General features: G+C 41.9%; 12 protein-coding genes and 3 pseudogenes. 5 read left to right on the forward strand and 10 right to left on the reverse strand.

The window, feature by feature from the left end:
• The first annotated feature begins 136 nt into the window (after positions 1-136).
• Together LC608_RS14730 and LC608_RS14735 are read left to right on the forward strand one after the other, a co-directional pair.
• Positions 137-1,285, forward strand: coding sequence for a glycosyltransferase family 4 protein (locus tag LC608_RS14730; RefSeq protein ID WP_229554257.1), 1,149 nt, complete (start codon positions 137-139; stop codon positions 1,283-1,285).
• Positions 1,286-1,508: 223 nt separating this feature from the next.
• Entirely contained in the window at positions 1,509-1,952 is a 444-nt protein-coding gene (locus LC608_RS14735; protein WP_229554258.1) for a DUF29 domain-containing protein, read from the forward strand.
• A gap of 65 nt (positions 1,953-2,017) precedes the next feature.
• Here the strand turns inward: LC608_RS14735 and LC608_RS14740 are convergent, their stop codons facing one another.
• The 9 genes and pseudogenes from LC608_RS14740 to LC608_RS14780 form a co-directional block, all read right to left on the reverse strand.
• Positions 2,018-2,830 carry a peptidase gene (locus LC608_RS14740; RefSeq protein WP_229554259.1) on the reverse strand — a complete coding sequence of 271 codons (813 nt, stop codon included), beginning with the start codon at positions 2,828-2,830 and terminating at the stop codon, positions 2,018-2,020.
• Between the two features lie 10 nt (positions 2,831-2,840).
• Positions 2,841-3,074 carry a preprotein translocase subunit SecG gene (gene secG, locus LC608_RS14745; protein WP_229554260.1) on the reverse strand — a complete coding sequence of 78 codons (234 nt, stop codon included), beginning with the start codon at positions 3,072-3,074 and terminating at the stop codon, positions 2,841-2,843.
• Between the two features lie 91 nt (positions 3,075-3,165).
• A complete protein-coding gene (gpmI, locus tag LC608_RS14750) occupies positions 3,166-4,764 on the reverse strand; it encodes a 2,3-bisphosphoglycerate-independent phosphoglycerate mutase (RefSeq protein ID WP_229554261.1) in 1,599 nt (532 codons plus the stop codon).
• 221 nt (positions 4,765-4,985) lie between these two features.
• On the reverse strand, positions 4,986-6,671 hold the full coding sequence (locus LC608_RS14755) for an ABC-F family ATP-binding cassette domain-containing protein (protein ID WP_229554262.1): 1,686 nt from the start codon (positions 6,669-6,671) through the stop codon (positions 4,986-4,988).
• A gap of 155 nt (positions 6,672-6,826) precedes the next feature.
• Positions 6,827-7,141 (reverse strand): annotated as a pseudogene (locus LC608_RS14760) (Rpn family recombination-promoting nuclease/putative transposase); the annotation flags it as partial.
• 35 nt (positions 7,142-7,176) lie between these two features.
• Positions 7,177-8,250 (reverse strand): annotated as a pseudogene (locus LC608_RS14765) (group II intron reverse transcriptase); the annotation flags it as partial.
• Between the two features lie 274 nt (positions 8,251-8,524).
• Positions 8,525-8,917, reverse strand: a pseudogene (locus tag LC608_RS14770) (Rpn family recombination-promoting nuclease/putative transposase); the annotation flags it as partial.
• A gap of 239 nt (positions 8,918-9,156) precedes the next feature.
• Positions 9,157-9,969, reverse strand: coding sequence for a sulfite exporter TauE/SafE family protein (locus tag LC608_RS14775; protein WP_229554263.1), 813 nt, complete (start codon positions 9,967-9,969; stop codon positions 9,157-9,159).
• A gap of 113 nt (positions 9,970-10,082) precedes the next feature.
• A complete protein-coding gene (locus LC608_RS14780; RefSeq protein ID WP_229554264.1) occupies positions 10,083-10,325 on the reverse strand; it encodes a 3-keto-5-aminohexanoate cleavage protein in 243 nt (80 codons plus the stop codon).
• Between the two features lie 327 nt (positions 10,326-10,652).
• Between LC608_RS14780 and LC608_RS14785 the strand changes: the two genes are divergently transcribed.
• Positions 10,653-10,820 carry a hypothetical protein gene (locus tag LC608_RS14785; RefSeq protein ID WP_229554265.1) on the forward strand — a complete coding sequence of 56 codons (168 nt, stop codon included), beginning with the start codon at positions 10,653-10,655 and terminating at the stop codon, positions 10,818-10,820.
• Positions 10,804-10,983, forward strand: coding sequence for a hypothetical protein (locus tag LC608_RS14790; RefSeq protein WP_229554266.1), 180 nt, complete (start codon positions 10,804-10,806; stop codon positions 10,981-10,983). Before LC608_RS14785 ends, LC608_RS14790 begins: the two co-directional genes overlap by 17 nt.
• 441 nt (positions 10,984-11,424) lie before the next feature.
• On the opposite strand, the gene LC608_RS14795 is transcribed toward LC608_RS14790, so the two are convergent.
• Positions 11,425-11,787, reverse strand: coding sequence for a helix-turn-helix domain-containing protein (locus LC608_RS14795; protein WP_118167594.1), 363 nt, complete (start codon positions 11,785-11,787; stop codon positions 11,425-11,427).
• 193 nt (positions 11,788-11,980) lie between these two features.
• Between LC608_RS14795 and LC608_RS14800 the strand changes: the two genes are divergently transcribed.
• On the forward strand, positions 11,981-12,424 hold the full coding sequence (locus LC608_RS14800; RefSeq protein WP_229554267.1) for a hypothetical protein: 444 nt from the start codon (positions 11,981-11,983) through the stop codon (positions 12,422-12,424).
• The last annotated feature ends 93 nt before the right edge of the window (positions 12,425-12,517 follow it).

Genomic DNA, 12,517 nt, shown 5'->3' on the forward strand with positions numbered 1-12,517 from the left:
ATAGGCTTTTTAAACTAGATTCTGTTGGAAATCTGTAATAACTAAAAAGACCAGCAAGTATAGCTAGATAAAAGAAAAATCACCAAGGACACACAAGTAATAGATCAAACCCGCTTTTCTTACAGCTAAATAAAGAATGCGTATAGCCTGGATTGGAAAAAAATCACCCTTTTGCGGCAATGTCACCTACAGTCGAGAAATTACAAATGCCTTGCTAGATAGGGGACATCAAGTTAGCTTTCTTCACTTCGCCCAGGAAGAGTCTGAACCTGATAATTGGCCAAATCTTCGAGAGGTTTCCCTCCCTTTCATTTACAAGTCCCAGGTTTATACAATTCCCACTTTTAAAGCGACCAAACTTTTAACGGAGTCGCTGCGGAAAATCAAGCCAGATATAGTCCATGCTTCCTTGACGCTATCTCCTCTAGACTTTTTTCTACCGGAAATCTGTGAGGAACTGAGGTTGCCCCTAATTGCCACTTTTCACACACCGTTTGCTGGCAAGGGAGCAAAGCTGATATCGGGAACACAACTTTTGGCTTATCAGCTCTACGCACCTTTTTTAGTTAACTACGATCGCGTGATTGTATTTTCCCAAATTCAGCGAGAATTATTGGCAGGGATGGGTGTGAGGAAAGAAAATATAGCCGTAATTCCCAATGGTGTTGATACCGCTAAGTATTCTCCAGGATTTTCTCAAGTCAAAACAGAATTTAAAGCCGAACGCTTGTTTGTCTATCAGGGCCGAATAGCACCAGAGAAAAATGTCGAAGCCCTCCTCCGGGCTTGGAAGCAGTCGGCAATGGGGCCTGGTACTAAGTTGCTAATTGTTGGCGATGGGCCTTTAAAGTCTTCTTTAGAGCAGTTTTATGGTTCAGAGTACGGCATTAGCTGGTTGGGATTTATCGCTGATGAAGACCGACGGATCGAAATTTTGCGGGGCGCAGATGTATTTATTTTACCTTCATTGGTAGAGGGTTTGTCCCTATCTCTGTTAGAAGGAATGTCATGTGGCTTGGCTTGTTTAGCAACAGACGTGGGTGCAGATGGAGAAGTTTTGGAAAAGGGCGCAGGTATAGTTATTAATACTAAAACAGCGCGATCGCAATTAAGAACCCTCTTGCCAGTATTGCAAGACCATCCAGAGTTAACAACCTTACTGGGGCAAAAAGCTAGACAGCGTGTATTAGACCGCTATACCCTTAGTAAAAATATTACTCTGCTGGAAGAACTTTATAAAGAAGTTTTAGCACAACGACCTCTACCGCTAAGTCGTAGAGCGTAGGGAACGCCAGTTGTTACAATCGGATAGCGCAGCGTTAACGAGTCAGAGCTGCGCACAGTCGTTAACGCTTCTCTATGAAACCTGCGCGAATGCTATCGAGCGTCGGGAACTTCCCTTCGGGTAACGCTCCTAACGTCGCTACCGCAACGCACTTGCTCCCCTACGTGTATTTATTTTAAAATTAAATAATAAATAACAGTAAATTAAAGCTAAAAATCAACAAATGACTGCAATCATCGACATAAAAACATTACATGAATCCAATTACCTGCAATGGTTAGAGGAGACTATTAAATGTCTCAAAAATCGACAATTAGCAGACGTTGACTATGAAAACTTAATAGAAGAATTGGAAGATTTGGCTAAAAATGAAAAAAGGCGAGTAAGAAGTTTATTGGAACAGATTATTAGACATTTATTACTTTATCAATATTGGGATTTAGAAAAGCCAAGAAATGCTAATCATTGGGCTGCGGAAATTATTAGTTTTCGGAACCAACTAAATGAAGATTTAAGTGCCAATTTACGCAATTATTTAGAGGAAAATTTCAGCATAATTTATAGCAATGCCTTAGATTATGTTAAAGCTAAAACAAAGCTAACTAATTTACCTGAATTATGTCCTTATACTTTAGAGCAAATTTTGGATAAAAATTGGTTGCCTTAATCTTAAATTTTGATTTTTTACACAAACAAAACATATTCATATTTTAACTCAGCAACACCATAAAATTAAGTCGCTGAATTATCCATTAAAGACCATCCTAAAATGGTTGGCTGTTCATAAACCCGCTTTAAAGTATTCACATCCCTAACAGAAATAGGCGACGGGTTACGAACTTGGGAAAAATATAGCGCATCAGTTTGTAGCGGGCTATGACCCCAAATTCCCAGCGCATGACCGAATTCGTGGCGGGCTGCTGCAATGAGATACTCACCTGTTTGACTGGGGCTTAACAAGATGGTGAAGCGGTGGGATAAAATTTTGTTGCTGGTGTATAACTCATAAGTAGTTTGTGCCGATCGCGCACGGGGTATATTATTACCAGGGGAAATTTGTAGAGGTGGCGCTTTTCGTAGAATTGTAATATCAGCAACTTCTGCCTGTTCGACTACTGTTAAAGGTAAATAAGTACTCCATTCCTGTACACCCTGTAATACAGCGTTAACCCATGCTTGAGCTTGTTTTTCGCTAACGGCTTTTGGTGGTTCTATGTAAACTCGAATAGGAAATTGCGACCAGACTAAATAACCTACTTGGCTTGTTGTGACTTGGGAAAAGTAATCACCACTGTTTGTGGCATCTTGCCACTGTGCAAGTGTGGGCGGTAGGGGATGGAGTTTTGGGGGAGATGATGGAGGGAGAGAGATTATTAAGTCTGAATATACAGATTTTGGTATTCTTGTAAACCCATCACTCGACTGAAGATTAGTAAAAATGATCAACAGCCCTGTACCAATAAAAAAGGCAAGAGCTGTAATTAACCGTTGTGAAATTAAATTTATTAAGGTGTTAAGTATGGGATATTTGGTTTTTCTCCCCATTGACCTATCCTTATTTAGGCAGCCAACCGGCACTTAAAACTACTGTTAAACCCATAAAAATTACTGTCAATGCCCAAGTAATTCGGTTTAAGGTGTTTTCTGCACTTTTGGTGCTGCTAAATAGTTGGGCTTGTCCGCCAATGGCTCCAATGCCATCACCTTTAGGGCTATGCAGTAAAACTAAGATAATCAAACCAGTGGCGGAAAACGCCCAAATGCCTTGCACGATATTACTAACTGTCATGGTAGGAATCTCATTTATAAAAAGTTTCAAAAAACAGAATTCAGGAGTTAGGAGTTTTTAGGAAACTCCTAACTCAGCATTCAGGACTCTTTTACAGCCCGACTTGTACGGGGGTGCGGGTGCGTTGTAGCTCATATTCTGCTGTTTTCAGCAGCGATCGCCCGGTCATTTCTGGTGGCTGAGGCAGCTGTAAAATCTCTAGAATCGTGGGAGCGATGTCGGATAGCTTGCCATCGGTTCGCAGTTCGACATTTGTACCATATCCAGGGATTTTAACTCTCTCTCCTTCCACCAAAATTAAGGGGACTGGGTTAGTAGTATGAGCTGTCCAGGGATTACCCCCTTCATCTAGCATATACTCAGCGTTCCCGTGGTCAGCAGTAATAATTGTTGTACCACCGACTTTGATAACGCTCTCTAACAAGCGTCCCAAACAGCGATCAACTGTTTCGATTGCTGTAATGGTAGCGTCGATTTGACCAGTATGCCCTACCATGTCTGGGTTGGCATAGTTAATCACAACTAGGGAATATATAGCCTTTTGAATCGCAGCGATCGCTACATCTGTAACTGCTGCTGCTGACATCGCTGGGGCATGATCGTAAGTCGCTACCATTGGGCTGCTTACTAGTTCCCGATCTTCTCCAGCAAAAGGTTCTTCCAGACCCCCATTAAAGAAATAGGTGACGTGGGCATATTTTTCTGTTTCGGCGGTGCGGAATTGATTCAGACCATGATTGGCTATGACTTCTCCCAGAATGTTACTGAGATTCTGCGGCTCAAAAGCTACAGCTACGGGTAAGTCTGAATCGTATTGTGTAAACGTGACAAAAGACAGTGGTGTAATTTGCTGTCTTTCAAAACCGTTAAAAGTGGGACTGACCAAAGCTTGAGTCAGTTGTCTGGAGCGATCGGGGCGGAAGTTGAAAAATATCACCCCATCCCCTGGTTCTATTGCGCCGGGTGCAATTCTAATGGGGTTGACAAATTCATCTTTTACCCCTTCAGCGTAAGATGCTTGCAGGATTTCCACAGCCCTGCGATTATCAACCAGACCATCTTGGGTCATCACATCGTAGGCGCGTTTTACTCGATCCCAACGGTGATCGCGATCCATCGCGTAGTAGCGACCGCTGAGGGTGACTATGCGCCCAATTCCTGTGCGGTCTATGTAATTTTCCAGCAGTGTGATTGCTCTTACACCGTCAGTTGGGGCGGTGTCACGACCATCGGTGATGGCGTGAATACAAACTTCTGGAATTCGCTCTTTCTTGGCTAAGTCAAGTAGTCCGAATAGATGGGTGATATGAGAATGTACCCCTCCCTCAGAACAAAGCCCGACTAGATGCAGCTTACTATTCCGAGAGCGAACTTCCTGGCAAATTTTGACGAGTGCTGGGTTTAAGGCAATAGAACCGTCTTCGACCGCATCAGAGATGCGTACCAGTTCTTGCGGTACAACTCGCCCAGCACCAATGTTCAAATGACCTACTTCCGAGTTGCCCATTTGACCTTCTGGCAACCCTACGGCTTTTCCTGATGTGCGGATGAGGGTATGCGGGTAAGCTGCCCATAAACTTTCCACAATGGGAGTTTTAGCAGCAACAATAGCGTTTCCTCGCTTTTCCTCGCAGTAGCCCCATCCGTCTAAAATGACTAGCACCACAGGAGCAACAGGTGCTTTGGTCATAGTAAAATTGCCCTTTACTTTTTGTAATACCCGAATGATACCACTGCTAAACCACGCCGCAAGTGAATTTTTGCTTATTAATTTATTTTATGAAAGACTTACAGTTTTTTGAATGATTTTTTAAACTTTAGCAGTTTTTATGTAACGTCGGTTATTGCTAATAACAAATAATTACTTAGTAGTAGCATTTTAGCACTACTACTAAGTCCGTATTCAATCACTTATTTCTTTTTACTGGAAGCTTTTGCAGCTTTTTTAGCAGCTTTTTCAGCAGCGATCGCAGCTAACTTTGCTTGTTCTTTTTCTTCGGCAATTTTTTGGAGATAGTAATGATAGTCTCCTAAGTAAACGCGGAATTCACCATCACGAATTTCGACGATTTTGTTAGCTACTTGAGAAATAAAGTAGCGATCGTGGGAAACTACAATTGCCGTACCATCATAGTTTTTAAGCGCTTCTTCCAGCATTTCTTTCGCTGGAATATCTAGGTGGTTTGTCGGCTCATCTAGAATTAGTAAGTTCGCGGGACGTAAGAGCATTTTTGCCAACGCCAAACGAGCTTTTTCTCCTCCACTTAATGCCCCAACTGCCTTAAATACAGTATCACCAGTGAATAAGAAGCGTCCCAAAAGCGTGCGGACTTCTTGATTATCCCAGTCTGGAACTTCATCATGGATAGTTTCCATGACAGTTTTCTTCAAATCCAAAGCTTCAGCTTGATTTTGCTCAAAGTAACCGGGAATAACGTTGTGATCGCCTAATTGAACGCTGCCTTCTGTGGGTGGTTCCATCCCCATAATTACGCGCAGAAGGGTAGATTTTCCAGCACCATTCGGGCCAAGAAAAGCAATGCGATCGCCTCTTTCAATTAGCAGATTTGCTGCCAAAAACAAGATTTTATCACCATAAAGATGAGTTAAATCTTTAATGTCCACTACCTCGCGTCCGCTACGAGGTGCAGGCGGAAAACGGAAGTGTAGAGTTCTTACCCCAGCAATGGGTGCTTCAATGCGCTCAATTTTGTCGAGTTGCTTTTCCCGGCTTTTTGCCTGGGTACTGCGGGTAGCACTGGCGCGAAATCTATCAACAAAGGTTTGCTGTTTCTCTAATTCTTTCTGTTGGCGTTCGTAAGCACTCAGTTGTGCTGATTGACTTTCGGCTTTTTGTTCCAAATATGCTGAGTAGTTACCAAGGTAGGTACTAGAAACACCACGTTCAGTTTCCACAATTTGGGTGCAGAGGCGGTCTAGGAACTCCCGGTCATGGGAGACTATTACCATCGGCGTAACCAGCCCTCTGAGGTAATTTTCCAACCACTCAATGGTTTCTAAATCTAGGTGGTTAGTCGGTTCATCCAGCAGCAACAAGTCGGGTTTTTGCAGGAGAATCTTACCTAAACTCATCCGCATTTGCCAACCACCACTGAAGGCACTGACGAGGCGATCGCCATCTTCTAGCCCAAACCCCATCTCTGGTAAAATTTTCCCGATGCGTGCATCTAAGTTGTAGCCATCCAAGGCTTCAAATTTGCGCTGCAAGCGATCCAACTTGTCGATCAGTCGATCCAGTTCCTCTGGGCTAGCCGTTTCCATCTCTTGTGGCACATGCGCCAGAGATAACTGTACTTCGTTGGCTTCTTTAAAGACAGTCCAAAATTCTTCTCTAACGGTACGGGTGGGGTCTACTTCAAACTCTTGGTTGAGGTAGGCTATGTGTAAGCTATTAGGACGAATAATTACGCCAGAGGTGGGTTCCGTTTCCCCAGAAATGATCTTTAACTGGGTGGATTTTCCAGCACCGTTGACACCGACTAAGCCAATGCGATCGCCTGGTTTAACTTCCCAGTTGATATCTTTGAGAACTTCGCCTGTGGGATAAATTTTACTTATATGTTCTAGTCGCAGCATTAAGTTTCTCTCAGGTAGGGAGTGGGTGGTTGAGGACGAAGTACTAACACCGCCTCTAATATTAACAAAAATTAACTATAAATTCGTCGTGATCAAGTTTGGAAGCCGCAAACCAAATTTGGCTTGAGCCACGGATAAAATTTACCACATCTATCTCAAGGCTGGCTTTGTGTTACTCGTCTAACTTCTTCGACACTCAAATCTAACGCCTGTGCTACTTGTTCTACAGTTAACCCTGCTGCCAACATCGCTGGTACTGCTTTTAGTTTCCCTTCAACCTTACCTTATTCAATGCCTTGTTCAACACCTTCTTGAAAGGCTTCCTGATAAAATCTAGTTTGCTTTAACTCGCTTAAGCTAAACATTTGCTCGATCTCCTCCCTACTCATTGTGGGAAACTTGTAAGCCAAAATAGTTTCTATAAATTGTAATAATTGTTGCTGTTTTGATGGTGAGTTTATCTCTGACTGGTTGAGTCGATGGGGGATATTATTCCCCGCACCTCTCAGTTAAATCTGGGCGTGCGACTTTCACCGCACCCAGCTTCCGATGTTCTTAGCTTTGCGCCTTTGCTCATGTGTTCGTAATCGTGGCAACTCTCATGAATTGCTTCCAGATTATTTTTCTTCCAGTTGGTGTGATTTTCATCGATGTGATGCAGGTGAATCCGTTCTTCATCGATGAACTTTAAGCCGCAGGAGGCACATCTATGGTTTTGCTTCTTAAGAGCAATAGAGGTTTCGCCGTCATAGAGTTTACTGTTACGTTCACTCCAGTAGGCTGTATCTCCGTTGTAAGGTGATTTAGTTCCTTTGACAGAAGCGTGTTTGTTTTCGGAGTAAGAAACTGCTGGGAATGCTTTGTCTAGTAATTTCTTGCTAGAGTCGCGATTTTTCTTGGTTTCCTTGTTGAATACCGTGTAAGCTCTTTTTTGGATGTGGTATAACGAGTTTCTAGACCCGTCCATCTTGCAGAACTTATGGTAATTTCTCCATCCTCTAACTACAGCGGCTAATTTCTTAGCCTTTGTGGTAGCACCATAATTCGAGTTGTTGACGATGTGTTTTACTTTCTTACGGAACGCTTTAAAGTTGTCCACTGAGGGAGTACTTTTGAACTTTTCGTTTTTCTGGACTTTGAAGTGCCAGCCGAGGAAATCAAACCCATCTGTCGCGGCGGTAACTTTGGTTTTCTTTTGGCTTACATTCATTCCGCGTTTGCGGAGGAACTCGCTGATTCTTTCAAGTATCTCTGTTGCATCATCTTCGGGTCGGAGTATAATAACCATGTCATCCGCGTATCGGATTGATGGTTCGACAGTTTTTTCTGCCGATGTTTTAGGTGTAATCCTTTTACCCTCACAATATTGAGAGTGGTATCTGTAAATACTCTCGATTCCGTTGAGCGCAATATTAGCTAGTAATGGGCTGACCACTCCCCCTTGGGGCGTTCCTTGTTCAGGGAATTCTGGGTTAACTCCTGCCTTGAGGCATCGGAAAATACCGAGTTTTAAGCCTTTGGGGGCGATGAGTTCGTCCATTATTGCTGAGTGATTAATCCTGTCGAAACACTTCTCGATAGACTAGGTTGCTTTTTTAGACCCGGTTTCACCTCCCTGTTAGCGCCAGTGTCAACCCGCAACGGCTGTCTGATTGCGCCCAGTTAAGAGCTTCACTCTACAAGAACCGAGCTTGTTCGGTGTGGGCAGGTAAGGAGTCAATTCTGAGTCTGAATGGCAAGACTTACACTTGCATCTGACCGAGAGTTCAGCCTTTATGACAGTAATCTGCTGTCGGGCTGGCTTAGTTATGTACGGGCTATTTACCGTGATTCACTAAGCAACGAATCGCACTAGTTCTATCTATCAACTCCCTTGCTTGTGCGATCGCTATATCATCGGTTGCAATTACTAATTTAGTAGTTGCAATGCCAATTGGAAGCGATACAGCCTCACCTAATTCATCCAAATAAATGCGCCTGACGCGCCCACTTGTAAAAAAATCACGATAATGTTTGATATCTCCTGTATCTACATTCCTGTTGGGGTATAAAACCACAGCACCCCAGTCATTTGATGGTTGATTCTGACGGAGGTATAAACATATTTCTGCAATTAGCCGTGAATAAATTTCCCCATCAGCTTGAAATTGCACTTCAACAAAGTAAATCGGGTTCTCGCTTCCTTGTGTAGGTAGAAACACACCATCTATTGTGAAGGCTGTTTGTTTGATTTCAACTGATGAAAATAACAGCCAGTAAAATACCCTATCACTGGCGATTAGAAATCGCAGCTATACAGACAAAACCCACGGAGGTGGGTTTAATAGTGATAGTAAAAATGAAAATATAACCGTAACAAAAGAGTTGCTGTCAACGGGAGCAGGTAGAACGGATTCTCAACTTGACATTGATGGTGGCTGCGGTTTTGACAAATCCTACTTTCCCTTAACTTGTCACCAATAATTTCATCTTCAAGTGGGAAAACTTAGAGTGCCAAAGCTTTAAACGACATATAAACCGCTAAAATAATCAGTAAAAATGTAAACAAAAATCTGACTAAATTATCTGACAGTTTCGGCAAAAGTCTAGCGCCATAATTTGCTCCCAATAGCGATCCTACTCCCAACATCAATCCTGGTAATATCAATACATTAGTAGAATCTGCGATTACATAACGACTAACTGCCCATAAAGAAATTAATACAATAGCTCCGTAGCTGGTTTGTACAGATTGTTTAATTGGCATCTTAAGAAGCAGAACTTGCAGGGGAACCATGACAATACCCCCACCTACTCCAAACAAACCCGATAAAATTCCAGCAATTAGTCCAATGCCTTGAGTTTTTAAAATTGGCGTTGAATCTCCTGGGCTTTGAGGAGACTCAATTTTTGCGGCTTGTTTTTCATCTTTTTGCAGTTTATTTTTTAAATTTATTAGCCAGATTGCCGTTATCTGGAGAGCAGAAAAACTTAATAATAGCCATTTACTAGGTAAAGCCCTAGCAATGTTCACTCCTATTTCAGTTGTTAGCATTGCCGGGAATGTTAACAAGGAGACCGTTTCAAGTTTAAATGACTTCATTTGCCAATTCTGGATTGTCCCAGAAATTGCTCCAAAGGTAATTGCAACTAAGCTAGTTGCAAGCGACTGAATGGGTGATGCTCCAACTGCTGCAAGCGCTGGAACATAAAGTAAACCGCCTCCAATACCAAGGAGAGCGGAAATAATGCCCACCACTATGCCAATCGGAAATAAATGTAACACGCTTAAAATACTGCTAACATTTACTGGTGCCATGCTAATAATTATAAAAAAAGAAGAGTAGAGAGCATCTTAATCAGTGATGGACAATTGCCACCTTTTAATCATTTGTATATTGGTAATTGGCAACTGACCATTGAGGAAATAAATTAAATAAGAGAAGAAAAATTAGGCTGTGATTGCTGTTGCATAGCTTCATAATATCGCTCTGGCGCGAGAGATTCTTCGCCATTATTTCCACGTACATGTAAGTGTATAATAGAAGCACCACTTATAACTGCCTCTTGAGCCGATTGCGCTTGATCTTCTGGCGTTAATGGAACAGGAGCTATTGCTCTATTAGTACGGTGTCCAGTGATTGCACAAGTGATAATAACAGGTTGCTTAGGCAATTGAGAAAATCCCATATTTATACAGTTTATAAAAGTTAAAAATATTACAATTAAGCACCACTTCAAACATATTTTAGACCTAAATAGTAAGATATTTGTCTTGTGAGGGTTTCAGTAATTTAATTCCACCAACTACCTATTCTCTGAAACCCAGATATAGTAATGAATTAAGTATCCTTAAGCTTTGCTTGACGAATCAGCTTTTACTTTTACAATTAGTGTGTATAAAAAGTTATTAATGCAGCAAATATTACTTAAATCGATATTAACTAATATTAGTAGTACCAGTATATTTAAGATAGTGGTTAAGCTTACTTAGGTAACTACGTGGCTAAAATCCAGCAAGCACGAGACTCGCACGCACGGGATGAGACTAATGCAATGCTGACGGCTTATCGCGCATCTGCCGAAATTATGGACAAAACACTGCTCCCAGGCGCTGATGAGTTAGATAAGATAAATCTGCAAGCTTTAGAAGATGCCTCCTATACCTAATCAAAAAGCCTTTGATATTAACCAAGCAGCGTTCGAGAAAGTAATTGAGCAAGGTTTTCGTGATGTCGAAGGTTTCGAGATTACAACTTCAGTGGAGGTGAGTGCGATCGCGCTTTTAAATTTATTTGGGCTAATGCCGCGTATCAAAGAATACTCTATTTAAAAAGACAGAGGGGATAAGGAGGCATTCGTGAGAGGTTAAAGTCAGATACCATTTGTTAATAAGCAAGAGTACTCAAAATATGGCTGAAAAGCGGGGTTGGAAACACAATTTTTGAGCAGGCGATGCCTGCGGCGGGCTACGCCTACACGTAATCTAGATACGCATCATTCATTCTTGACCTATAATTCCAGTACAAGAGTTAACTTGATACCTCTGCTTCTTCCAAATTTTCAGCATAATTCTAATTGACAAAAATAAGATTATCTTAACCTCTCACCTATGGGTTGAGTCCAATACAGACCTAACCCCCAGCCCCTTCCCTACTAGCGTTAGGGAGTAAAGTTCAAAGCCTCTCTCCTTTTAGGAGAGAGGTCAGAATGTATTGCATACAAACGAGAAACGTTATATTTTAATGATCTCAATTCAATTCTGAACAAATATTCAACTAGCCTTCGCTTCATCTCCAGACGCTTCAGCCACAGCCGCCAATCTATCTGCCGCAGCTTGGACAATTTGAGCCACTTGGGCCAAAGGCATGTGCTGGATTTGTCTCAGAATCAGACTCAAATCTGAAGTTTCTGCAATTGGCTTGCCATCCAGACAGCTAAGTAACTCCTGGAGTGTGTAACCCGCTCTCGCTGCGATTTTTGCTAAATATTCCGTATCTGGCACATTCACGCCCTTTTCCCACAACTGAACAGCAGTAGCAGAAACTCCCAAAAGCTTGCCAAACGCTCGCTGGCTCATTGAACCACGAGCTAGCTTGATGATTTCAATCAGTTTTTCTCTGCTTTCGATGTTCACTGCTTATATAGCTAGCCAAGTGTATTTACAAGTTTAGTAAGGAAGTCCTAAAAGTAAAGTTTTAGCTTGACAAGCTTCATTGTTAATAATAAATTAAAATGATTATTGTAATACTGCAATAAAACTTGCAATATTGATATAAAAATTTCAATCACATTAACGGTACTAATGCCGACAATATAAAGGGTGCATCATGTTTGGCAAGCCACGCAAAACTAATCAATATCGCCGCAAGGGTCGAAATCTTATAGCCACTAATAAAATTAAACCAGAACAGTGGCACATTTCAAACGCGGAGGTAAAAGAAGCTCTGAAACCCAAAGGTCATGATGTTAAGCAAATCAAAAAAATCCACCGCCTGAAGCATCAAGTGTGTATTTCCTACTGGGATAATCAAGGCAACGTGTGTAGCAGCTTTTTTAGCTACCGGATTTTTGCGCGTTGGCAAGAAGAACCAGAAAAGTTAATTTATACCTGCCAAAACCTCAAGGAATGGGCGAAGCTAAATTACGTTATGAAGTACGAATTTGCCTATTACCATGATCCTAGTGAAATGGAAGATGCACTCTACGGGATATTAGAAAACCACCTGTGTGTGTTAAAAGCAACAGTACAACAAGTGGTTTTACAACAATAGTTTCAGTGAGTGGTATTTAGCCCAGGAAGATCCCCCCAACCCCCCTTAAAAAGCGGGGCTTAATTCCCTCCTTTTTAAGGAGGGTTAGGGAGG

Source organism: Nostoc sp. XA010 (genome assembly GCF_020829625.1).
In the GTDB taxonomy this organism is placed as follows: Bacteria; Cyanobacteriota; Cyanobacteriia; order Cyanobacteriales; family Nostocaceae; genus Nostoc.

Coding starts and splice junctions, on each gene's coding strand:
- LC608_RS14730 (WP_229554257.1), top strand. CDS start 137: ATGCGTATAGCCTGGATTGGAAAAAAATCACCCTTTTGCGGCAATGTC.
- LC608_RS14735 (WP_229554258.1), top strand. CDS start 1,509: ATGACTGCAATCATCGACATAAAAACATTACATGAATCCAATTACCTG.
- LC608_RS14740 (WP_229554259.1), bottom strand. CDS start 2,830: ATGGGGAGAAAAACCAAATATCCCATACTTAACACCTTAATAAATTTA.
- secG (WP_229554260.1), bottom strand. CDS start 3,074: ATGACAGTTAGTAATATCGTGCAAGGCATTTGGGCGTTTTCCGCCACT.
- gpmI (WP_229554261.1), bottom strand. CDS start 4,764: ATGACCAAAGCACCTGTTGCTCCTGTGGTGCTAGTCATTTTAGACGGA.
- LC608_RS14755 (WP_229554262.1), bottom strand. CDS start 6,671: ATGCTGCGACTAGAACATATAAGTAAAATTTATCCCACAGGCGAAGTT.
- LC608_RS14775 (WP_229554263.1), bottom strand. CDS start 9,969: ATGGCACCAGTAAATGTTAGCAGTATTTTAAGCGTGTTACATTTATTT.
- LC608_RS14790 (WP_229554266.1), top strand. CDS start 10,804: ATGCCTCCTATACCTAATCAAAAAGCCTTTGATATTAACCAAGCAGCG.
- LC608_RS14800 (WP_229554267.1), top strand. CDS start 11,981: ATGTTTGGCAAGCCACGCAAAACTAATCAATATCGCCGCAAGGGTCGA.